A 21,179-nucleotide genomic window follows, 5' to 3' on the forward strand; every position below is an offset into this window, starting at 1 on the left:
GCGTATCGAACGCGAGGCATGCAGAAATTGTCTCGAAGTCACTCCGCCTTCGCGTGCACGCGCGATGGCATGATCCGGAATGGGCGATTCTCCTTCAGCCATGCGGCGCGCTCGTCGCGCAACAGCGTGCGACGGACCTTGCCGGAATCGTCGCGCACCTGCGCGTCCACGATTTCAAAGCTCTCCGGATGCTTGTAGCGGCTCAGCCTGTCGGCGAGGAAATCGCTCATGCCATCGGCGATCGCCTGCGCGTTGACCGCCGGATCGCACTCGATGATCGCATGGATGCGCTGGCCGAATTCGGGGTCGGGCAGGCCGACCACCACGCAGGAGCGCACGTCGGGATGCGCACACACCGCAGCCTCGACCTCCGCCGGATAGATGTTGGCGCCGCCGCGCAGGATCATGTCGGCGAGCCGGTCGCCGAGATAGAGATAGCCATCTTCATCCAGCCGGCCGATGTCGCCAAGCGACTCCCAGCCGTCGGCGCGGCGCTTCGGTTCGGCGCCGAGATAGTGATAGGTGGTGCCGGCGCCATCATTGGGCAGGAAATAGATCTCGCCGGTCTCGCCGGGAGCGACGTCATTGCCGTCCTCGCCAATGATGCGCAGGCGCGCAGTCTCGCCGATCTTGCCGACCGAGCCCTTGTGCGCGAGCCATTCGACGCCGGAGATGATGCAGGAGCCCTGCCGTTCGGTGCCGCCATAGAGCTCCCAGATCCGCTCCGGCCCCAGCCACTCGATCCATTTCTCCTTCAGCCATGGCGGCATCGGCGCCGCCATGTGGAACACGACCTGCAGGCTGGAGAGATCGTAGCGGTTGCGCACCTCGTCCGGCAGCGACCAGATCCGGTGCATCATGGTCGGCACGAAATTGACCCATTGCACGCGCTCGGCCTCGATCTGCCGCAGCGTCTCCTCGGCATCGAACTTCGTCAGGCCGGTGAGGCGTCCGCCGCCGAACAAGGCAAAATGCGAAACGATGAATGGCGCGTTGTGATACAGCGGCCCCGGATTGAGCAGCGAGGCGCCGAGCGGGATGCTGAGCGGTGGCGCCATGGTGGTATCGACCACGGCGGGCAGATGATCGAGGATCACTTTCGGCCGGCCGGTCGAGCCGCCGCTCGTCATCGCCTTCCAATAGCGCGAGACGGGAGCCGCGAGCGGCTCGTCGGAAAATCCTTCGGGCACGAAGCCGATTGGCAGCGAGTTCGGCGCATTCCAATTGGGTTCGCCGCCCACCACCAGCGCGGGCTTGAGGATATCGAGCACCGCGGCCGCTTCGCCGCGCGGCAATCGCCAGGACAGCGAGGTCGGCGTCGCGCCGCACTTCCATACCGCAAAGGTGGTCTCGAAGAATGCGTTGCTGTTGGGCAGCCCGATCGCGACGAAGTCGCCGGGCTTGACGCCCTTGGCCGCAAACGCCCGCGCGCGGGCATTGGCACCGCGCTCGAGTTGCTCCCACGTCAGCGTATCCTGTCCATGACGAATGGCGATCGTATCCGCCGGCTGGCGTTCAGCATACCAGCGCGGCACGTCGGCGATCGGGATCAGCATGAGGCGTTTCCATTTTTAGTGGGCTGCTCGCAGCCGCTTTTGTGTTCTGAGGCATGTCGCGTGTCGCCACTCAAACACTTCATCAACAAGGCGCCAGGCGAGTCAAGCTGTGGCTCAAAGCGACGAAGGCGGAAAGTGAATTCGTCATTCGTTCGCGCCAACAATCGCCACCCGTCATTCCGGGGCGCGCGTCAGCGCGAGCCCGGAATCCATGGGGCCGCAGGTGTTGGTGGGAAAATGGATGCCGGGCTCGATGCTGCGCATCGCCCCGGAATGACAGCGCATGTACACCTCACCGGCTATCGGCCGATCCTTCGATCGCGTGCGCAGGTGCAGGACGCGATCCACCCTGTGGCTTGCGCGTGTAGATTTGTTCGATCTCGGCCGCGAAGCGATGCTCGAGCGCCGGGCGCTTGTTCTTCAGCGTCGGCGTTAGCAGGCCGGCAGCAATGGTCCATGGCTCCAGCGTCCACCATACCGCGCGCGGTGTCGCATAGGCCGGGTAGGCTTTGACGGCCTCGGCGATCCGTTTGACGAGGAACGCGGTTTCTGCGTCCGCGCCGCTGCCCGCGAGTCTGGCCTTCTCCCGCTCCCAGCTTTTCGCATTCAGCACCACGAGCGCCGCGAGGAAAGGACGATTCTCGCCGATCACCATGGCCTGCTCGAACAAGGGATCGGCGAGGATCGCGGTTTCGAGATCGACGGGCGCGATCTTCTCGCCGGTCGAGGTCACCAGGATGTCCTTGATGCGGCCGGTGATGCTGATGCGGCCGCCTTCGATGCGGGCCTGATCGCCGGTATGCAGCCATCCGTCGGCTTGCTTGATTCGGCGCGTCTCGTCCGGACGGTGCCAATAGCCGAGCATCACGTTGGGCCCCCGCACCAATAGCTCCTGATCCTCACTGATGCTGACTTCGATACCGTCGAGCGGCCGGCCGACCGAGCGGGGATCGTTGTCATCTGCGGTATTGACGGAGACGACGGGTGACGTCTCGGTCATGCCATAGCCCTGCAGGATGTCCAGTCCGAGCGCGAGGAACAGCCGGATCACGCGCTCGCCGATCGCCGCGCCGCCACTGACGGCGACGCGCAGCCGCCCGCCGAACTGAGCCAGCACCTTGTCGGCGACCAGGCGCTTGAGCAGCGGCCAGAGCATCCGGTCGAACAGCGACGGGCTGCGGCCTTGTTGCCTCGCGTCAAAGCGCCGTCCGCCGACGGCAACGGTAAGATCGAGCAATTCGCGTTCGAAGCGGCCGGCCGCCTCGCTGTGCTGCATGATCAGGGCATAGATGCGCTCATAGATCCGCGGCACCGAGATCAGCACGGTCGGCCGCACCTGCTTCAAATCATCGGAGAGCTGCTGCACCGATCGCGCATAGGCGACGCAGGCGCCGGCGGCGATCGGATAGTAGTAGCCGCCGGTGCGCTCGAACGTATGCGACAGCGGCAGGAAGGACAGGAAGACATCATTTGGGCTGGCGGCGATGCGCGCGTGGATCGCCTTGACGTTCGCCACGATGTTGCCGTGCGAGAGCATGACGCCTTTGGGGCGCCCGGTCGTGCCGGAGGTGTAGACGATCGCGGCAAGATCATCCGGCTGCAACGCGACGTCGTCTGTGACGGCCTCGGCCGCCTGTCCGCGCTCCAGCCAGGATTTCAGCGCCATGAGGCGATGATCCATCATTGCCGGGTTTTCGGTACCTTGCAGATCGACGCAGACGACACGCTTGAGCGTATCCGTCGGCGCGCCGGCGCTTGCGAGGATCCGCCAACGGTCGATGGTGTCGACCAGCAGCAGCGACGCCGCGGAATCCTTCAGGATGTAGACGATGCTTTCGGGATTATCGATCGCGTGCATCGGCACCGGCACCAGGCCGCGCGACAATGCGGCCTGGTCCATCGCGATATGTTCGATGCCATTTGGCATCAGGATGGCGACGCGCTCGCCGGCTGCGAACCCCTCGGCGGCGAGTGCGCGCCGCCAGCGGTCGAACTCCAGGTCGATCTGGTGCCAGGAATGGCTGACCCAGCGCCCGGCGGCTGCATCGAAATGCCGGTAGGCTTCCGTATCAGGCGTTGCCCGGACGCGCCAACGCAGCAGCTCGGGCAGCGTGCGGACCTGCGCAAGCGTATCCGGCGCGCCGGTTTGCGGGATCAAAGGGGCGCCGGACCGTTCTTCCATCTGCACTTAGCCTCCCGACGACGTTGAGCGTCAAACGAAAACATGAATCTGTCGCACGGGGGCTACCTCACATCTTTGACTTGGCGCAAGAATGGTTATGTGGCGCGCCGGATGTCCGGACTCACTCCTCCAATGTGAATCCAACCCGCAGCGTGACCTGGTAGTGGCGAACGGCGCCATTCTCGATATGGCCTCGCGTCTGCACGACTTCGAACCACTTCATCTCGCGAATGGTCTTGGCAGCGCGGGCAATGGCATTCTGGATCGCATCCTCGATGCTCTTCTCGGACGATCCGACGAGGTCCAGGATCTTGTAGACGTGGTCTTTCTCGGCTGTCGTCGGCATGGCAAAACCTCCTTTGCAAGTGGTTTCAGGTCATTCGCGGCGTATCCGGATTGTCGCTCCGTCCACCCAGGATCAGTCGGCAGTGGCGCGGCGTCCAGTCTGAACGAGTTCACTGCACCTGGAGTTCCGCTCGCCTCGCTGCTCGCCCAACAACATGCGCCGGTGGTCATGGCCCCAGCGCCGGTTCTGACTGGTCGAGATTTCCCGATCACGCTATCATCCCCAGGTTGCAGATCTTTCCGAGACGATAAGTTCAGATCGTCGCGCCCAGGGGGGGGAGCCTCATGAGATCGAGCGCTGCGGCCGTTGGCCTCTTGATCTGGTCCTGTCTTCCCGCCACCGCGGCGCAGTCCGGTGCCGAGCTTTATGCGCAGCACTGCGCCCAGTGCCACGATGCGGGCGATCCGCAGAGCCGCATTCCCAACCGCGCCGCATTGCAGTCGATGGCGTTCGAGCATGTGCTCAGAGCCATCACGTCGGGGAGCATGGCTCCCATGCTTAAGGACCGCACCGATGATGAGCGCAAAGCGATCGCCTCCTTCGTCACGGGGAGACAGGTTGGCGACAGCGCTCCTGCCGCCAAGGCCGACGCAGCGGGGCACTGCGTGGAAGCCGCCCACGGCTTCGACGGGGCGTTCGACCGGCCGCGATGGACCGGTTGGGGCGCTGATATCAACAACAGCCGATTTCAAGCCGCCGAGATGGCGGGCCTGACGGCGGACGAGGTGCCTCGGTTGCGCCTGAAATGGACGTTCGGCTTTCCTGGCGTCTCCACTGCCAATGCCCAGCCCGCCGTGATCGGCGGCATGCTGTTTGTCGGCGGCGCCGATAGCAAGGTGCACGCGCTCGACGCCAGGAGCGGCTGCACGTTCTGGACGTTTGCGACGGACGCGCCAGTACGCACCGCGATCAGCTTCGGTCCGCTGCCGGGCAAGAATGAGTTCGCGATTTTCTTCGGCGATATCCGTGCCAATGCCTACGCCGTCAACGCAACAACGGGCGCACTGATCTGGAAGCAGAAGGTGGAAGACCATCCCGCCGCCCGGATTACCGGAACGCCGGCTCTGTTTTCCGGCGTCCTCTACGTTCCAGTCTCCTCCATCGAGGAAGCGACGGGATCGCGGCCCGCTTACGAATGCTGCACGTTTCGCGGCAGCGTGGTGGCCCTGGACGCGGCGACCGGCGCGCCGATCTGGAAGTCGTACACGATTCCGGAAGCGCCTCGTCCGACGACCAGGAATGCCGCGGGGGTGCAACTTTACGGTCCGTCCGGCGCCTCGGTGTGGTCCGCGCCGACGATCGATGTGAAGCGCGAGGCCCTGTACGTCGCGACAAGCAACTCCTATTCGAACCCGCCGGCGGATACGAGCGACGCCATCGTCGCATTCGACCTGAAGTCCGGCCGGATGTTGTGGCATCGGCAGGCAACCCCCAAGGACAGCTATGTCGTCGCCTGCTACGGGTACGACAAGACCAACTGTCCGGAAGATCCCGGTCCGGACCACGATTTCGGCCAATCGCCAATCCTGGTGAGCTTGCCGGACGGGCGCCGCATGCTGGTGATCGGGCAGAAGTCAGGAATAGTCCACGCTTTCGATCCCGATGACGAGGGCAAGATCATCTGGCAAACGCGGGTCGGCAAGGGAGGGCCGCTGGGCGGCAGCGAGTGGGGCTCCGCCGCTGATCAGCAGCGGATCTATGTCGCGAACTCCGACGTGCGGTTTCTTCGCGATGGCACAAGGCGTCTCGATCCGAACGCCGGCGGCGGTCTGTTCGGGCTGAATCTGGCTGATGGCAAGGTCACCATGCAGGTGGCGCCGGTCTCCTGTGGTGAGCGCGAGCGATGCAGTCCAGCCCTCTCCGCGGCGGTTAGCGCCATTCCTGGTGTTGTCTTCTCCGGCGGCGTGAGCGGTTATTTGCGCGCCTACGCGACCGACGATGCGCGTCTGCTCTGGGAATTCGACACCGCGCGCGACTATGAGACGGTGAACGGCGTCCCGGCACACGGCGGCGCCATTGACGGGCCCGGTCCGGTGATTGTGGACGGCATGCTCTATGTCAATTCAGGCTACGCGCAATGGAGCGGCATGCCCGGCAACGTGCTGCTCGCGTTCGAGGTGAGCCCTCCGTGAAATGGGACGCGGTGACCGATCGGGCGCGTTACGAACGTAACAGACTAATGATCCTGCGAAATCGAGCTGAAACTCCCCGCGACCAACATTCCCCTTTCGTAGACCGGGGCATGTTAGAAAGGCGGAGACTGTACGATGAGGGCAGAGATCAGCACCAAGAAACTTTCCGTCGGCTTCGCCAGCAATGAAGTCCCGACGGTTACCCTGCAGGAGCTTGAAGCGGATCCTCACGGTGTATTCCGTGCCTACCGCAAGGAATACCCCGTGGTGTTGCACGAAACCGGCGGATATTTCGTGCTGCGCTTTTCCGATGTTGACCGTCTGAGCAAGGATCTACGCTTCCGCCCCACCGGAACGAGCTTTCCCACGATGCAGGGCTTCGACAGCGGGACGATCTTCGATGTGTTCGACTATGGCATGCTGACGGCCGACGGCGATGTACATCGGCGCCGTCGCGCGCCGTTCTCACGATTATTTGCTGCCCGCGCAATTGCTGAGATGCGTCCAAGCATTCGCCGTACGGCCGAAGATATCATCGAGGATTGGTACGGCGATGGCGAGGTCAATTTGCTCGACGAATTCGCGGCCAAGATACCCGCCCGCATCATTGCCGATCTTCTCGGACTCCCGCGCGAGGACATCCCGGAGTTTACGCTGCTGGTCTATGAGGTGACCAAGGCCTTCAGTCTTGGGCTCAGTCCGGACGATCTCGTCGAGATCGAGAGGGCGGGGCAAAGGCTACGCGAGTACGTCGACAAGATCCTCGGCGAACGTCGCTGCAGCCCGCGCGGGGATTTCCTGTCCGCGTTCCTGGCTGCCGCTGGCGAAGCCGGTGAAATGTCCCCCGAGGAGATGCTTTACCAGATTTTCCAACTGATCGTCGGTGGCACCGATACCACCAGGGTCGCGATCGCAGTACAGGTCGCTCTTCTGCTTCAGCATCGCGAGCAATGGGCGGAGGTGTGTCGTGATCCCGCTCTGGTTTCGGGCGCGGTCACCGAAGCGATGCGCTTCGAACCCAGCGTCGGGGCGGTCGCAAGGGTCACAAGCGAGGATGTCGATGTTGGCGGAACTGTCATCCCGGCCGGCCAGCTTGTCACGCTATCGACCATGTCGGCCATGCGCGACGAGATGGCCTATGATCGTCCTGACACCTTCGATATTCATCGCACCGACCAGCCACGGCTGCATCCGATCTTCGGCTATGGCGCGCATCGGTGCATCGGCGAGGCGATCGCCCGCGCCGAATTGGAGGAAAGCCTCAGCGCAATCGCTGGCCGCATACCGCAGCTCAACCTGGATGTGCCGCCGAAAATCAGCGGCCATTTCGGAATCCGCCGCGCCGACACCATGCGGCTCTCCTGGAAGCCGTAAGACGGTCCGGCAAATTCCTGCGCTACAGACGCCGGCGCGACCGCAATTGGCTGGAGATCCGGCGGCTGCGGTCGGCCAATTCGTCCGCCTCCAGGTCGACAGCGGCGGAGGCCAGGCGATAGCTGCCGATCCGGCCGATGACATCGGCGGGCGAGACCTGTGGCCGGGCGCCGCTGGAGTCACGCTGAACAGATGGACTGCCGATGGTCCGCCTGGTCGCAGCGTCGACGCAGACTGCTTGATAAGCCTCCCTCTGGGGCTTGATGACGATCACGCAGTCCCGGTTGGCCGAGTAGGGCACGCGGAAGCTCAAGTAAGAGACGGTCATCGTCGGTCCTGTTCACGGGCAAAGTTCCGCAGTTCGCAGACGAGGACGCCTGCGGCCATTGCTTCGCGGGATTGGGAAGGGAGTTACGTGTTGGTTCAGTCAGCCCGCAGCGTCAGCGCGCGCGAGCAGAGTGTGTAGGTCGGGGTGCTCATGACCCGATACCTAACGCAAATCCTTGAAAAGTCGCTTCGATCTATCTCTAAAATTTGATGCAATCGCGAGATTGCTGTCGGCCGCGCGCGCTTTGCTCGATCTCCTCGAAGAGGCGGTCGCTAGAAAAATGAAGTCGGTCTGTTTGATCTGTATCAAAGAAACTGGCGTGGGGGCGGCCGGAATGCAGATTTGTCGATCGGCGGTTTCAACACAGGGGCAATGAGATGAGCATCCTTTGGACGATCATCATTGGCTTTATCGTTGGAGTGATTGCCAAATTCATCATGCCTGGCGACAAGACGGAGCCGAAGGGCTTCATTCTGACGACCATCTTGGGGATCGTCGGCGCATTCGTCGCGACTTACCTGGGCCAGTCCGTTGGATGGTATCAGCCCGGTGAATCTGCAGGTTTCCTTGGTGGCGTGGTGGGCGCAGTCGTCGTACTCTTTGTCTACGGCCTGTTCGCAGGCCGCCAAGGCCGCGCGACCTGATGTGGAGGAGAGGCAGCGCCTCTGACCTATCGGTGCGGGCAGCGCTGCAAGACGACCATCGGCCGAGAATGACGCGCTACGTGACCATATCCACGTCCTGCCTGATCCGGTCGCCATCCGGATCCATCGCAAGCACATAAGCGGTAGGCCAAACGTGCAAGTTTAAGAAATCGCCAACGGACCGTGTTCAACACATGACCGGCGAATTGTCGAAACGACCAATCGCAATGGGCTCGATCGGCGTCCGCCGCACCCGGCCCCTCGTGTTTTGGATTGCGACTTTCGCGGCAATCACCGCGGTCGTGATCTTGTTGCGCGAAGTTCTGCTGCCATTCGTCGCCGGCATGGCGCTTGCGTATCTGTTCAATCCCCTGGCTTCTCGCATCGAGCGCTTGGGGGTGAACCGGCTCGTGGCCACGCTTGCCATTATCGCGTTCGTCGTTGCGCTGATCAGCATCGCGATGGTTCTGACAGTGCCCGTCATCGTCCGTGAGCTCTGGTATTTCGGCGAACACCTGCCGCTCTATGTCCGACGGGTGCATACGTTGGCAACCGATCCGGACCGACCGTGGGTAAGCAGGATCGTCGGAGAGGGACTGAACCACACCGAACGCTCGATCGGCGAGCTGACGAGAATGGCTACCAGTTGGTTCGACACCATCCTCAGGTCGCTGTGGTCCGGGGGACGGGCTCTGATCTCGATCGTCTCGCTTGGCATCGTCACGCCGATCGTTGCCTGCTACCTGCTCTACGATTGGGACAAAATGATTGCGACGGTCGACAATTGGGTTCCGCCGGCACATCGTGAAACGGTTCGGATGCTTGCACGCGAGGTCGATAAGACGATCAGCGGATTCGTCCGCGGGCAGAGCTTCCTCTGCCTCGTGCTCGCGGTGTACTACGCAGCGGCATTGAAACTGATCGGTCTCGAACACGGGATCCTGGTAGGCGTCGTGGCCGGCTTGATCAGCTTCATCCCGTATCTCGGTGCGCTTTCGGGCCTGGTGGTATCTGTGTGCATCGCGATTGCTCAATTCTCGCCGGACTGGAAGCCGATTTGGCTCGTGTTGGCCATTTTCATTGTCGGACAAGCGCTGGCCGACTACGTCCTGGCGCCAAATCTGGTGGGCCGTCGTGTGCATCTGAATCCGGTTTGGGTGATGTTCGCGCTGTTCGCCTTCGGCTATTTGTTCGGGTTCGTGGGCCTGTTGGTCGCGGTACCGCTCGCTTCCGCCATTGGCGTGCTGACGCGGTTTTCATTCCGCACTTACTATGCGAGCTCGTTGTATGCCTCGAGCGCCACCGCAGCGACGGAGACTGAGCCCTAGGCGCGCGACCAGGCGCCGGAGGCCGTCGCTCGGGTTTAGCCGCGACCGACGAGATGGGCTGCGGAGCGCCAGGCGTGACGCGACAGCGCTTCGAGGCTTCGAACCGTTTCGACGCGAACGAGCGCCGCGTCGGCGGTAAGCGTTCCATTGGCGACCGCGCCCAGCGTCGCGCTGCGGTGGGTGCGCAGCATTTCGCCAAGTTGCGTCGCGCAACGCTCGAGCTCGGGCATGGCCTCGTCAGTGGAGACCGCGCGCGGACCGGCCATGACGTCGCCATGCGAGGCTGTGACCTGCGGCGATCCGTCGGCGCGGGCTGGCGCCGCCACCCCGCGCGCAATCGCGGCCGCGCTTCGCATCGCTTCTGCGCATAGCTCTCCGGCGCGGATGTCCTCCGGTCCGCCACTCACCGAACCGAAATTGATTCCGCTATTCGCCATCTCCGTCAGTCGAGACGCGTGGTCGAGTGCGTGCAGTGTGCTCGTGAGACGCTGTTGCTCGTCGTCGCTCTCAGGCGGTCCGGTCACATCAGACAGGAATATCTGTGCCTGACGCAAGGCGTCTGCAGCATCCTGCACCGATGCGGTGTCCTTCCCCAGTCGGATTGGTTCAGCACGGCCGGCCAGTGCCGCCTCGATCGAACTGCATACCGTTACGAGCGCGCGTGCAATCGTTCGCCGCACCGCTTCCACCGCCACGATCGGGGTCTCAAGCGCGGAAGGGTCGAGGCACCGCGTGAGCGGCGAGCCACGCTCGGGCAGAATACGCTCGACCAGTCGCGTGAACCAGTTGATCAGCGGCAGCAGGACCACCACGCCGACAACATTGTATGCCGTGTGATACAAGGCCAGCAGCGTGACGCCATCGACGGTGCTCGAGGCGCGCACGAGTAGAGGGATGACGACGGGGAAAAGCGCCAGCGCGATAACGGCGGCGATAAGCTTGAAAAGGACATAAGCGATGGCCAGCCGCTTGGCGGTGGTGCTGGCGCCAATCGCGGCCAGGGCGGAACTCGTCGCTGTTCCGATGTTCTGGCCAATGATCAGCGCACAGGCCTGGTCCAGCCCGACCGCGCCGGCGAAGTAGGCGGACAGTGTGACCGCGACGGCGGCCGTTGACGACTGCATCAGCGCAGTCATCACCAGCCCGACCACGACCAGCACCAGCACGCCGAACAGGCCCGACCACCACCCGGCCTCGGGACTGCCGAGAACGGCAGGCAGGTCCGCCGGGTGCAACCGTTCGGCCAGCCCGCCCATGCCCTGCTGCAGGGTCGTCAACCCAAAAAGCACAAGCCCGAACCCGGCGAGGGCGGCGCCCATCCCGGATATTCGCCCGCGGGCCAGAAGCTTGGTCAACGCGCCAACAAAGATCATCGGCAGTGCCGCAGCCGTGAGCGAGACGCGGACGCCGATGAGGGCGACCAGCCAGCCGGTCCCTGTGGTGCCGACATTCGCCCCGAAGACGAGGCCCAGCCCCTGCTGGAACGTGAGCAGACCTGCGCTGACGAGACCGATCGTCGTCATGGTCGTTGCGCTGGAGGATTGCACCAGAAGCGTGACGATAGCGCCCCAGAACGAGCCGTGCAGCGGCGTCGCCGCCGCCTTGGCTAGCACCGTGCGCAGGGCGGACCCGGCCAGCGCCTTCAGGCCGTCCGTCATCACGGTCATGCCAAGCAGGAAGAGGCCGACGCCGCCGAGTGTTGAGATTGCCGTAGACATGCGGGCTCCTGACGATCAGGCCAGTCCTGCACTCTAGCGCAGTTGCGGAGCGAGGGCAGCCGATCGTTCCGGCGGCGTCGACGCCCCTTCCTTCCACGCGGGGACGGTGGCTGGTATTCCGGGGAAGAAAGGCAAGCTTATGGGGGATTAAGGTGTCAGCCAAATCCTCGCATTAGAGGTGGGCCCAGAGTTATTGAAATGGATACGACTGTGGCAGGTGAACTCAACCTTAAGACGCTATTGAGAGATATGAAGCCCGAAATGCAGGAGAGCAGTTTCGTGTTTTGCACGATTGCGAGAGACGAGGAAATTCCCGACCGACACAGCACATCGCAGTGTGGAGGTGTGCGCAGACGAGGCCCTCGATCTCCTACGTAGATGATAGCCGCTATTGGCCCGAAGGGCAGTTCGCCTTGCTAGATTTACTGTCCTGAGACCCAAAAGACTGTCACCGGAAGCCTCAATGATTCCGTTTCGGTTATCGCTCATGGGGGACAGGCAAACTGTCGATACGCCACAAGGCCAGGGACTTGTCCGAATAGTCGCCGCTGGCTTCCGTGCAACCCTCATTGATTGTTGTATCCGGACTAGGAAACAGAAATGGAGCAGATCGAAGGTTCAGCGGCCGCCAGTCTCCATCTTCAATATCCCGGTTCTGGCGAATGCCCGGGAACGTCGTCGTCAGCAGCCATTTGCTTCCGGATCGCTTGATGTTGTCGATCGCGCGGTTGATCTGAGCAAATGAGAAATGCACGAAACAATCCCTGCACAAGACAAGATCGTGTCGTGGAATTGGGTCTTCGACGATGTCCAAGCGCCGAAATTCCCGGTCGCCCTTGCTATGCTTCAACAAATTGGCCTCGATGACTTCAGATACAATATCGGCACCAAGATATCGAATGTCAGCCAGGTCAGTCTCAGCCATCCATGAGAAGTCGCCGCAGGGCAGATCCAGCAACGTTCTCACACCCAGGCCGCGCAGCAAATCCGACAATTCCTCGCGAAGCTTCTGCGTCGCAGTGATTTCAGAGCCGACGCCCGATACAGACGATTTTGCTCCCCAAAGATTGGTCTGATAGATCAGTTTGAAGCGCGCGCCGCGATCGAGGCCGATGAATTCTTGTCGTCGCTCAGCAAACCGCCTTTCGGCAAGTGCTGGACTACGTTCCCTACCAAGAAGGGTCACACAGGAACGAAGAAGCTCATATTGGCTTGCAGAGGTCTCGTTAAAGGCTTCGTCTCTGTTGCTGACGATATCGTCGTAGCCGATGGGACTAACGAATTGGCCCGCCGTGAAATCAACTCTGCGTCCATCGAGGCAATTGTAGAAATGCCACGCTCCATCAACGTTTGTCTTCAGGATATCTCCACCGAGGATGTCCTGAACCACCAAGGCGGTGACTGCGCATTGCCCTGCTGCCGGGTTGTCGCACTGCCATTTGCTGCTGGTCTCGGCGGACCATGATTGCTGCAGCCGTCTATAAAGATCGAGGTATGATGAACATCCGGCCGTCAAAGACAGATCCCCGTTGTGGCGGCCACCACAGTAGCGGGTGACGCCAGATGCGACAACCATTGGATGAGTGGACGCCTTCACTCGAGGCGGTTTCGTTCCGGTTGCCCGCACATTCGAGCTACCTGCAGCAGGTCGGCTACCGGCCCAATACCAGACTTGGCCGCTGCGATCACATGATCGATCTCGCCTTATGATGCACAGCGGACCAAGCCATCTGATTTGCTTGCGACGCACGCGGCGTCAGCGGTGGTGCGGCCTGACACGAATTGTCGGGACGGTCGCAAAGTCGGGATTGGCAGCGCAATAGGCCATGCGGCCTGATGCGGTAGCCTGACATTGCTGGTAGTTGGTGAAGCTACAATCGCCGGTGCCGGCAAACTCTTCGCCTTGGAGGCAATACCGGTACTCGCTAGCTGCGACCGGGGTTACGCCAGTTGCGAGGACGGTCGCGGACGTCGCGAGAGCAAGAAGGAAGCTACGCATCTTTCTCTCCCACGTTGAAGTGCCCCACGCGACGCTGGGACCAAACGTGCGGGTTCGACGTGAACTGGCTCACATCACTGGATTAAAATTTTCGAGATTAACTGCGCAGATGCGTTACAGCCTTTTTGTGGACTGGCGGCCGAGGTGATTGCAGACTGGTGCGACACAGCCGCCACGACATCTTGGTAGACGTCCATGAAAGACTGGCGCAATCTCCTGCGTTGTCATCCTCACGAGGAGCAGTCATATGAAGGCCACGTCAGCGCTCGCAGCCTTGGTGCTTTCGCTTGCCCCGGCTTGCGGCGCACAGGCATCCACGTTCGGTCATTGGTGCGAGCGGGCGGTGAAACAGCGGATGCTGGCGCCCTCGGCGTATCGCCGGGTCAACCTCATCGAATGGCAGCAGCCGGTCTTCTTCACGCCCTATTTTGCCTGGCCTCCGCAGCAGCCGCACAGCCGCCTCGAGGCGTTCGTAGAGTATGACCTTCACAACAGGTTCGGCGTTCCGCTGCGGTCTATGGCCAAGTGCGTCTATGGTCGAGATTAGTGAAGGCGGAAAACGTGACACGTGCTTTTGTCATGAGTCCCAGCACGACATGTGCCGGGACTCATGAAGTAACCAAAAAACCTTCTTCGGTGTAGGGATACAAGCGCGGGTCGTGCGTTCTGCTTGCGCCACGAGAGCGGTTGGCCCTGATATGCCCTGTACCGCGATTCAGGTGTGCGTCGGCCAGTGCCGCTCGCGGAACCAGTTGCGATATTCCGACGACATCTTTGCGCGCTGTGCCTGCGGCGCATGCCGCTTGCACGTGGAAGCCTCCTCGCTGTTGTCAGGCGCGCCCCACCTCACCTCGACGCAGTCGTTCGGGTTATAGGCCATCTCGAAGCTCGGGGCCCGATCGAGGACCTCCTTGAGCGACAGCGTCCACTGCGAGCCGTCGCTGCGGGTGTAGGATATTTTTCGCGAGGCGAGTTCGGACGCTAGCACCCCTTGCAGCTCGTTCTTCACATCCGCGATGTCCCTGCCGTTCGGCATCGCGTAGCGCGCCCCCCGCCGCACGACGCGATCAGGATAGCCCCGCACGACGTCCATCGCGATCAACAGGCGGAAATCGCGCGCCGGCGTGGAGTAATCCTCCCAGGCTCCTGACGTCTCGAAGATCGAGGGGCCGTTGGGCATGGCCACGTCGCCAGCCTGCTTCTCCTGATATTTTCGTCCGTTTTCGACCGAGGTCACACGCGTCTTCACCTGCTCGTTCAAACTCGCGATCGCGTCCGTCATCGCTTTCACGGGATCGAGCGGCTCGGGCGACATCACGTCATCCATGCGATCGTAAAAGTCCTCGGCACTCATCTTTGACTGATCGAGCGAAAAATCGGCGTACTGCGGATTGCTGGTAATTTCGGCGTTGGCCAACCGCCGCAACGAACCGCCTTTGTCGCGCGCGATCGGCCGGAAGTGCTTGAAACCCGGGCTGCCGAGCGCGGGATCGTGCACGAACAGGAAATTGCCACGCCAGAAGCGCTTTCGCGTGATCGACCCGTCCGGCTCGGCATCGACGGCGAGGAAGACGCCCGGCTTGCCGTCCATCTCCGGCACGCGATGAACGAGCATCAACACGTGTCCATAGGGATCGGCGTACACCGTGCCCGGGCGGAGCGTCTCTTGTGCCAGCGGAACGGTGTAGAAATCGGTGTTTTCGTCGCTCGCGGCGACCCGCACTGCGCCCGTATGCACGACGTCGCCGACATCCCGCAGATATTCACTGAACGTCGTCGGCGGCTTTGGCTGCGGCTTCGGCGGAGCCGCAACGGGAACTGGTGTCTGGGCCGACGGGGCGCCGCCGAACATGTTCAGGATCCTCGGCGTTTGCCCAGGCAGCGTGGCGTCGGCGATCGTCGCCGGCGCGATCTCCTGTTCGGGCGGCGCCGGCGGACGTGTCATCTCCGGATGCTCCATGTCGAACCACTGGTAGCATTTGGGCGCCCTGCCGCCGGTGCCGCGTGAGCAGTTGGAATAGCCGAACGGCAGCCCGACCTTGTAGGCAAAATAGGCGCGCAGGAAGTACACGAAGTCGGCGCAGTCGGGGCGAAGGCCGGTCTTCACGTTGTCTTCGCCACGACCAAGATAGTTGAACAGGAAGTTGCGTGACCGGTCGCGCAGGACTTCATGCCAGGCTTTCCAGGACAGATCCTGATCGGGCGGCGCGTCGAACAGTTTCTCGATCCACGCCGAGAACAAGGCTTCCGTCTCGTGATTCCAGCTGTTGCGCACCTTCCAGAAGCGGCCGGCGGGAATAGCCACAGGGTCCGGCTTGCGCGCGCTCACGGAGATATCGTGTGTGATCGTGCCGCAATCCGCCGTCGGGTGGTCGAGCGCGAGCGTGGCGTGCCACGTCCCCGCGGCCGGCGCGGCGACCTCGGCAAACCAGGAGTATGGCGCACCGCCGTGCCGATCAGACGATTTGGCCGCGACGCTTCCATCGGGCGCGACCAGCGACATCACACCCTCGAGCGGCTTTTCGCTGACGATTATGACGCGCAGCGGCGCCCCCTTCCAAGGAGCGAACGGCGAGGGCAAGACCGATATCCCGGCCATCTCCCCGCACGGGCCCGACGCCGCGTGGGCTGGCGATCCAACTGTTGCGAAAATGAACGCGGCTGTTGCAGCAGCAAACCGGCTGGCGAGATGCATTTTGACAACCTTTCTGGAGGAAGCCGAAACCGCATTCGGTCCTGCCGATCCCCACTCGGACGTCCATGGCTCAGCCGCCGCTACCTTCACGCGCCGTCACTGTCCCGGCTGAGGTCAGTTGCCACTCCAGCCGGCGTAGTTCTCAAAGTAGAAGCCGAGCATGCGAATAACCGAGAACCACGATTGTCAGGCGAAACGCCGTAGATATGGCGAAAACCGGCACGGCGCGATTTTGTGAAGTGGTTGTTGCCGCGCCGCCACGCAGAGGTCAGTGATGCTGACCAATGCGGGATGTCCCTTTGTGTTCAGAAGCGGCGGTCAGGGCAGGCGCACGGCGACATCCGCCCTGGTTCGGACAGCCGACATGATGAAAGCGGAAGCGCGGTTCAGCTCAGGGGCCCAGCAGGCGACATCACCCGAAGTCATTCCGTTGACAGAGGTACACCGTTCGTCCGCCTGCCTGCGCATCGTTCGTCGCGTGTTCCAGCACGCCGAACCCAAAGCGCGCGGTAAACATCTCGTATTCGGCAGGTGATAGGCTCGCGTGATACAGCGGATCGCCCCTGTATTCGCCGACGCTCTCACAGTGCTGCGGTCCGGTATTGAACATCAATATCGTTCCGACAGAGGCGTGGTCGGCAAAAACCGCAAACATTCTTCGCTGGTCGTCGTGATTAAGATGAAAGAAGCTGTCCCACGCGAGAATGCCGTCGAACCGCCGACCGAGCGACAGTCGCCGCATATCCGCAACAATCCATTCTTGATCGGGCAGGCGATCACGGCAGAACAAGATCATCGTCGGTGAGGAGTCGACGCCGGTCACGCGCAGTCCTCGTTCAATCATCTGCTGCGCAACCGGTTGCCCTGGACCGCAGCCGAGATCAAGCACCGTGGCGTCCTTGGCTAGTCGGCCGATGAAACGGTCGTGCCAGACCTTGTCGTTCCAATAGGCGTTCCGACGGTCTCGGTCCCACGCTGCTGCGTGCTTTTCGTAGTGAGGGATAATCTGGCTGGCGAGGTCACTCATACACAGGCAGTGGGACTCAGCACACAAATACGGCCGCACCCTTTACGGATCCAGCTCGGTGTCCCAGTACAGGTAGTCGAGCCAGCTATCGTGCAGATAGTTTGGCGGGAACAGGCGGCCGTTGCGGTGGAGCTGATGCACGGTCGGCGCGAACGGCGTCTGCTTCGGAAACATCTTGGCCTGCTGCGTCGTCAGGTTGCCCTTCCTGAGGTTACAGGGCGAGCAGGCCGCGACCACATTCTCCCAAGTCGTCTGGCCGCCTTTGCTGCGCGGGATGATGTGATCGAAGGTGAGATCGTCAGGCGAATTGCAGTATTGGCAGGCGAAACGATCGCGCAGGAAAACGTTGAAACGCGTGAAGGCCGGATGCGTGGTCGGCTTGACGAAGGATTTCAGCGAGACGACGCTGGGGAGCTGGATTTCGAAGGAGGGGCTCCGGACGGCCCGGTCGTAATACTCGACGATATTTACGCGATCGAGGAAGACTGCCTTGATCGCGTCCTGCCACGACCATAGCGACAGGGGATAATAACTCAGCGGCCGAAAGTCCGCGTTCAGGACCAGTACCGGCCAACCGCCTTGCGAGACATGTGCGTTCAAGTAACGCTCCCGGCCTCCATATCGCTGCGAAGCAGCATGTGCTGACATACTACATGCAGCGTGACGGGATTGTGAAGAGCGTTGAGCCGTTTATCGTATTCCACGCTGCCATGATCCCGCCGTGATTGCCACCCGCTTGCAAGGCCCGTAAACGAGGCCGCAGATACCTCCTGCGTCGGCGGCCTCTGCAATGCTCACCAAGTCCCGCTATCTCGAGGCTCCACGCCGGCTGCGCGCCTTCGTCCGCGCGCATGAAACGAGCCTGGTGGTCCTGGCGGCACTGACCGGAACCATTGGCGGGCTGGTGGTGGCGGCCATGAGTGGCGCGGTGTCGGTCCTGCATGTCGCCCTGTTCGATCTGCCGTTCGGCGAGCGGCTGTCCAGCCAGATCAGCCTCGATCCGCTGCGCGCCGTGCTGGTTCCGAGCCTGGGTGGGCTGCTGCTGGGCCTGGCCTTTCTCGCGCTGGCGCGCTGGCGGCCGAAGCGCGAGATCGATCCGATCGAGGCCAATGCCCTTTACGGCGGGCGGATGTCGTTCCGCGGCAGCGTGATCGTCGCCCTGCAGACGATCTGGTCCTCCGGCGTCGGCGCCTCGGTCGGGCTCGAGGCGGGTTATACGCAGCTCTCCAGCGGCATCGCAGCTTCGGTCGGCCGCGCCTTCCACCTGCGCCGCATCGACCAGCGCATCATGGTTGGATGCGGAGCGGCGGCGGCGATCGCCGGCGCCTTCGGCGCGCCGCTGGCCGGCGCCTTCTATGCTTTCGAACTTGTGATCGGCGGCTATACGCCCGCGAGCCTGGCGCCGGTCGGGGTCGCCGCGGTCGCCGGCTATTTTGTCGCCCATTCCTTCAGCGTGCTGACGCTGGGGGTCGGCGTCGATGCCGCCGGCGATGTGCTGGGGCGCGACCTCGCCATCGCCGCGCTGCTCGGCGTGCTGGCGGCGCTGTTCGGCATCGCCATCATGCGCGGCGTCACGCTGTGCGAGACGCTGCTCGGAAAGACAGGGCTCTGGCCGCCATTGCGTACGGCCCTTGGCGGCTTCGCGGTCGGACTGATGGCGCTGCTGACGCCTCAGGTGATGTCCTCGGGTCATGGCGCGCTGCATCTCGGCGGCATAGTGTCGATACCGTTCGCCTTCATGGCCGGCGTGCTGTTCCTGAAAGCGATGGCCTCGATCGTCTCGCTCGGCAGCGGATTTCGCGGCGGCCTGTTCTTCGCCACGCTGTTCATGGGCGCACTGGGCGGCCGGCTGTTCGCCGCCGGTTGCGACATGTTGTGGCCGGGCCTCCAACTCGATCCGGACGTCTATGCGGTGATCTGCATGAGCGCGTTGTCGGCGTCGGTCATCGGCGGACCGCTGACGATGTCCTTCATCGCGCTGGAATCGACCGGCAATCTCTGGCTCACCACGGCGGTGCTGGTCTCCGTCATCATCTCCACGATGATCACGCGGGAACTGTTCGGCTATTCATTTGCGACTTGGCGCTTGCATCTGCGCGGCGAGACCATCCGCAGCGCCGCCGATGTCGGCTGGATCCGCGATCTCACGGTGGACAAATTGATGCGCCGGGACATGACGACCGTGAATGCGGACGTGCCAATAGCGCAGTTCCGCAAGCAGTTCCCGCTCGGCTCCAAAACCCAGGTGGTCGCGGTCGATGGCGAGGGGCGTTACGCCGGGTTGGCATTGATCGCGGACGCGCATGCGCCCGATATCGATATGCACAACGGCCTCCTCGGCATCCTGCGCCACAGCGACGTGGTGCTGCATCCGTCCATGAACATCCAGGAGGCGATTGCGGTGTTCGATGCAGCCGAAGCGGAATCGCTCGCCGTGGTCGAGGAGGGTGCGGAACGCTGTCCGATCGGCGTCCTCAACGAGGCGCACGCGATGCGGCGTTATGCCGAGGAATCCGAGCAGCGCCGGCGCGAGGTGATCGGCGATATTTGATCGCGGCTCTTTGTTTAGCATGATCTCCGCGCAAACGCTTCGCGTTTGTCGCGAGGGAAACCGGTTCCCAACTTTCCGGATCATGCTCAAGAGCGCGATGTCATTTGGTTGAATCGGCTTAGCCGCAAGTTCACCTCTCCCGAAGGGAGAGGTCGCGCCGGAGGCGCGGGTGAGGGGTTGCGGTCCCTCGATAGAGCAGATCCCCTCACCCGGCGCTGCGCGCCGACCTCTCCCTATGGGAGAGGTGAAAAGAGGCAGCACCCACGGCGGATACAGTTCAACCTTAGCTCATCAAACTCTAGCTACGTTACGATCTTCTCCAGCTTCTGCAGGCAGCGCGCCACCCTTACCTCGGCCGGCATCTCGGTCTCGGGAAAGCTGGTCCTCCAGTCGGTGACGCCGACCTCGCCGACATAGATGTCGCCTTTGGAGTCGAGCGCGATGCCGTGCGGCGCCAGGAATTTGCCGGTCTCCACGCCCGGGCCGGTTTCGCCGCCGAGCCGCGCGATGCGATTGCCCTTGGCATCGACGATGGTCAGCCGGGGTCCAAGATTAGGTACCTTGCGGTTGACAGCCATGCCGGGACCGAGTTCGCCGATCACGAAATTGGGTTGCTTGCCGCCAGAACAGCAGAGCGCGCAGGGACGGTGCAGATTGTTCCACTGCGTCTCGTATTTGCCGTTGCCGTCGAACACCTGCACACGATGGTTCTCGCGGTCGGCGACATAGACAAAGCCGTCGGCATCGGTCGCGATGTTGTGAACGATGTTGAAGTGTCCGGCATCGGTGCCGGGCGCGCCCCAGCTCCGCATCAGCTTGCCGTCGGGCGTGAATTTGTGGACACGGGCGTTGCCGTAGCCGTCTGAGACATAGATCTCGCCCTTTGGCGATAGCGCGGTGTGGGTGCAGCGGTTGAACGGCTCTCCGCTCATGAACGGCGCGGGCTTAGCTGGGATGCCGATCGTGAGCAGCACCTTGCCCTCGCTCGCGCATTTGCGCACAGTGTGGTCGCCGTCATCGGTGCAATAGAGATTGTCATCGGCGTCGATGTGCAGGCCGTGGGCGCGGGAGAACAGGCCTTCGCCCCAGCTCCGCAGGAAATTGCCCTCGCGGTCGAACACGATCATCGGATGCTCGCCGCGATTGAAGACGTAGATGCGGTCCTTGCTGTCGACCGCGACGGAGGCGACGTCGGTGAGCTGCCAGCCGTCGGGCAGCTTGGCCCAGTTCTGCACCACGCGGTAGCGATGCTCGCCGGAGCCGAGGATGGTCGACATGTGTTTTCCTCCCCAAGGTCGT

18 protein-coding genes are annotated in these 21,179 nt (G+C 62.6%); 7 read left to right on the forward strand and 11 right to left on the reverse strand.

Going from position 1 to position 21,179, the window contains the following annotated elements:
- Window positions 1-38: 38 nt before the first annotated feature.
- The 3 genes from ACZIRK_RS07975 to ACZIRK_RS07985 form a co-directional block, all read right to left on the reverse strand.
- Window positions 39-1,556 (reverse strand): AMP-binding protein, encoded by a 1,518-nt coding sequence (locus ACZIRK_RS07975; RefSeq protein WP_130229114.1) that lies wholly within the window; start codon window positions 1,554-1,556, stop codon window positions 39-41.
- 292 nt (window positions 1,557-1,848) lie between these two features.
- Window positions 1,849-3,738: an AMP-dependent synthetase/ligase gene (locus tag ACZIRK_RS07980; protein WP_463327133.1), complete on the reverse strand. Its 1,890-nt coding sequence runs from the start codon at window positions 3,736-3,738 to the stop codon at window positions 1,849-1,851.
- A gap of 121 nt (window positions 3,739-3,859) precedes the next feature.
- On the reverse strand, window positions 3,860-4,084 hold the full coding sequence (locus tag ACZIRK_RS07985; RefSeq protein ID WP_028164458.1) for a dodecin: 225 nt from the start codon (window positions 4,082-4,084) through the stop codon (window positions 3,860-3,862).
- A gap of 284 nt (window positions 4,085-4,368) precedes the next feature.
- On the opposite strand from ACZIRK_RS07985, the gene ACZIRK_RS07990 reads away from it, so the two are divergent.
- Together ACZIRK_RS07990 and ACZIRK_RS07995 are read left to right on the forward strand one after the other, a co-directional pair.
- The gene (locus ACZIRK_RS07990; protein WP_130229112.1) at window positions 4,369-6,216 is read left to right on the forward strand and encodes an outer membrane protein assembly factor BamB family protein; all 1,848 of its coding nucleotides are present in this window, start codon (window positions 4,369-4,371) and stop codon (window positions 6,214-6,216) included.
- 135 nt (window positions 6,217-6,351) lie between these two features.
- A complete protein-coding gene (locus ACZIRK_RS07995) occupies window positions 6,352-7,590 on the forward strand; it encodes a cytochrome P450 (protein ID WP_130229111.1) in 1,239 nt (412 codons plus the stop codon).
- A gap of 22 nt (window positions 7,591-7,612) precedes the next feature.
- Here the strand turns inward: ACZIRK_RS07995 and ACZIRK_RS08000 are convergent, their stop codons facing one another.
- Complete coding sequence (locus ACZIRK_RS08000) at window positions 7,613-7,918, reverse strand: hypothetical protein (protein WP_028164461.1); 306 nt, start codon at window positions 7,916-7,918, stop codon at window positions 7,613-7,615.
- 377 nt (window positions 7,919-8,295) lie between these two features.
- On the opposite strand from ACZIRK_RS08000, the gene ACZIRK_RS08005 reads away from it, so the two are divergent.
- Both ACZIRK_RS08005 and ACZIRK_RS08010 read left to right on the forward strand, forming a co-directional pair.
- Window positions 8,296-8,562 (forward strand): GlsB/YeaQ/YmgE family stress response membrane protein, encoded by a 267-nt coding sequence (locus ACZIRK_RS08005; protein ID WP_028164462.1) that lies wholly within the window; start codon window positions 8,296-8,298, stop codon window positions 8,560-8,562.
- A 194-nt stretch (window positions 8,563-8,756) separates the two neighbouring features.
- On the forward strand, window positions 8,757-9,890 hold the full coding sequence (locus ACZIRK_RS08010) for an AI-2E family transporter (protein WP_463327134.1): 1,134 nt from the start codon (window positions 8,757-8,759) through the stop codon (window positions 9,888-9,890).
- 35 nt (window positions 9,891-9,925) lie between these two features.
- Here the strand turns inward: ACZIRK_RS08010 and ACZIRK_RS08015 are convergent, their stop codons facing one another.
- Complete coding sequence (locus tag ACZIRK_RS08015; protein WP_456640881.1) at window positions 9,926-11,608, reverse strand: Na/Pi cotransporter family protein; 1,683 nt, start codon at window positions 11,606-11,608, stop codon at window positions 9,926-9,928.
- A gap of 198 nt (window positions 11,609-11,806) precedes the next feature.
- Here ACZIRK_RS08015 and ACZIRK_RS08020 point away from each other — a divergent pair, with 198 nt between their 5' ends.
- Window positions 11,807-11,986, forward strand: a complete 180-nt coding sequence (locus ACZIRK_RS08020; RefSeq protein WP_130229109.1) for an ACT domain-containing protein — start codon at window positions 11,807-11,809, stop codon at window positions 11,984-11,986.
- Window positions 11,987-12,086: 100 nt separating this feature from the next.
- Here the strand turns inward: ACZIRK_RS08020 and ACZIRK_RS08025 are convergent, their stop codons facing one another.
- Window positions 12,087-13,205, reverse strand: coding sequence for a class I SAM-dependent methyltransferase (locus ACZIRK_RS08025; RefSeq protein ID WP_463327135.1), 1,119 nt, complete (start codon window positions 13,203-13,205; stop codon window positions 12,087-12,089).
- Between the two features lie 159 nt (window positions 13,206-13,364).
- A complete protein-coding gene (locus ACZIRK_RS08030) occupies window positions 13,365-13,607 on the reverse strand; it encodes a DUF3551 domain-containing protein (protein WP_080663745.1) in 243 nt (80 codons plus the stop codon).
- Window positions 13,608-13,854: 247 nt separating this feature from the next.
- On the opposite strand from ACZIRK_RS08030, the gene ACZIRK_RS08035 reads away from it, so the two are divergent.
- Window positions 13,855-14,154 (forward strand): hypothetical protein, encoded by a 300-nt coding sequence (locus ACZIRK_RS08035; protein ID WP_130231103.1) that lies wholly within the window; start codon window positions 13,855-13,857, stop codon window positions 14,152-14,154.
- Window positions 14,155-14,322: 168 nt separating this feature from the next.
- On the opposite strand, the gene ACZIRK_RS08040 is transcribed toward ACZIRK_RS08035, so the two are convergent.
- The 3 genes from ACZIRK_RS08040 to ACZIRK_RS08050 form a co-directional block, all read right to left on the reverse strand.
- Window positions 14,323-16,302 (reverse strand): hypothetical protein, encoded by a 1,980-nt coding sequence (locus tag ACZIRK_RS08040; RefSeq protein ID WP_130231105.1) that lies wholly within the window; start codon window positions 16,300-16,302, stop codon window positions 14,323-14,325.
- A 412-nt stretch (window positions 16,303-16,714) separates the two neighbouring features.
- Window positions 16,715-17,329 carry a class I SAM-dependent methyltransferase gene (locus ACZIRK_RS08045; RefSeq protein ID WP_130231107.1) on the reverse strand — a complete coding sequence of 205 codons (615 nt, stop codon included), beginning with the start codon at window positions 17,327-17,329 and terminating at the stop codon, window positions 16,715-16,717.
- Window positions 17,330-17,371: 42 nt separating this feature from the next.
- On the reverse strand, window positions 17,372-17,929 hold the full coding sequence (locus ACZIRK_RS08050; RefSeq protein WP_028163793.1) for an HNH endonuclease: 558 nt from the start codon (window positions 17,927-17,929) through the stop codon (window positions 17,372-17,374).
- Window positions 17,930-18,119: 190 nt separating this feature from the next.
- Between ACZIRK_RS08050 and ACZIRK_RS08055 the strand changes: the two genes are divergently transcribed.
- Complete coding sequence (locus ACZIRK_RS08055) at window positions 18,120-19,880, forward strand: chloride channel protein (protein ID WP_028163792.1); 1,761 nt, start codon at window positions 18,120-18,122, stop codon at window positions 19,878-19,880.
- 302 nt (window positions 19,881-20,182) lie between these two features.
- Here ACZIRK_RS08055 and ACZIRK_RS08060 read toward each other — a convergent pair whose 3' ends face one another.
- A complete protein-coding gene (locus ACZIRK_RS08060) occupies window positions 20,183-21,157 on the reverse strand; it encodes a peptidyl-alpha-hydroxyglycine alpha-amidating lyase family protein (RefSeq protein WP_130229741.1) in 975 nt (324 codons plus the stop codon).
- Window positions 21,158-21,179 lie beyond the last annotated feature (22 nt).

The sequence above is a fragment of the Bradyrhizobium sp. Leo114 genome, from assembly GCF_055229415.2.

Bases quoted from the DNA above. Each gene is read 5' to 3' on its own strand.
- ACZIRK_RS07995 (WP_130229111.1), top strand. From the start codon at position 6,352: ATGAGGGCAGAGATCAGCACCAAGAAACTTTCCGTCGGCTTCGCCAGC.
- ACZIRK_RS08010 (WP_463327134.1), top strand. From the start codon at position 8,757: ATGACCGGCGAATTGTCGAAACGACCAATCGCAATGGGCTCGATCGGC.
- ACZIRK_RS07980 (WP_463327133.1), bottom strand. From the start codon at position 3,738: ATGGAAGAACGGTCCGGCGCCCCTTTGATCCCGCAAACCGGCGCGCCG.
- ACZIRK_RS07990 (WP_130229112.1), top strand. From the start codon at position 4,369: ATGAGATCGAGCGCTGCGGCCGTTGGCCTCTTGATCTGGTCCTGTCTT.
- ACZIRK_RS07975 (WP_130229114.1), bottom strand. From the start codon at position 1,556: ATGCTGATCCCGATCGCCGACGTGCCGCGCTGGTATGCTGAACGCCAG.
- ACZIRK_RS08030 (WP_080663745.1), bottom strand. From the start codon at position 13,607: ATGCGTAGCTTCCTTCTTGCTCTCGCGACGTCCGCGACCGTCCTCGCA.
- ACZIRK_RS07985 (WP_028164458.1), bottom strand. From the start codon at position 4,084: ATGCCGACGACAGCCGAGAAAGACCACGTCTACAAGATCCTGGACCTC.
- ACZIRK_RS08060 (WP_130229741.1), bottom strand. From the start codon at position 21,157: ATGTCGACCATCCTCGGCTCCGGCGAGCATCGCTACCGCGTGGTGCAG.
- ACZIRK_RS08035 (WP_130231103.1), top strand. From the start codon at position 13,855: ATGAAGGCCACGTCAGCGCTCGCAGCCTTGGTGCTTTCGCTTGCCCCG.
- ACZIRK_RS08020 (WP_130229109.1), top strand. From the start codon at position 11,807: ATGGATACGACTGTGGCAGGTGAACTCAACCTTAAGACGCTATTGAGA.
- ACZIRK_RS08005 (WP_028164462.1), top strand. From the start codon at position 8,296: ATGAGCATCCTTTGGACGATCATCATTGGCTTTATCGTTGGAGTGATT.
- ACZIRK_RS08045 (WP_130231107.1), bottom strand. From the start codon at position 17,329: ATGAGTGACCTCGCCAGCCAGATTATCCCTCACTACGAAAAGCACGCA.
- ACZIRK_RS08055 (WP_028163792.1), top strand. From the start codon at position 18,120: ATGCTCACCAAGTCCCGCTATCTCGAGGCTCCACGCCGGCTGCGCGCC.
- ACZIRK_RS08015 (WP_456640881.1), bottom strand. From the start codon at position 11,608: ATGTCTACGGCAATCTCAACACTCGGCGGCGTCGGCCTCTTCCTGCTT.
- ACZIRK_RS08000 (WP_028164461.1), bottom strand. From the start codon at position 7,918: ATGACCGTCTCTTACTTGAGCTTCCGCGTGCCCTACTCGGCCAACCGG.
- ACZIRK_RS08040 (WP_130231105.1), bottom strand. From the start codon at position 16,302: ATGCATCTCGCCAGCCGGTTTGCTGCTGCAACAGCCGCGTTCATTTTC.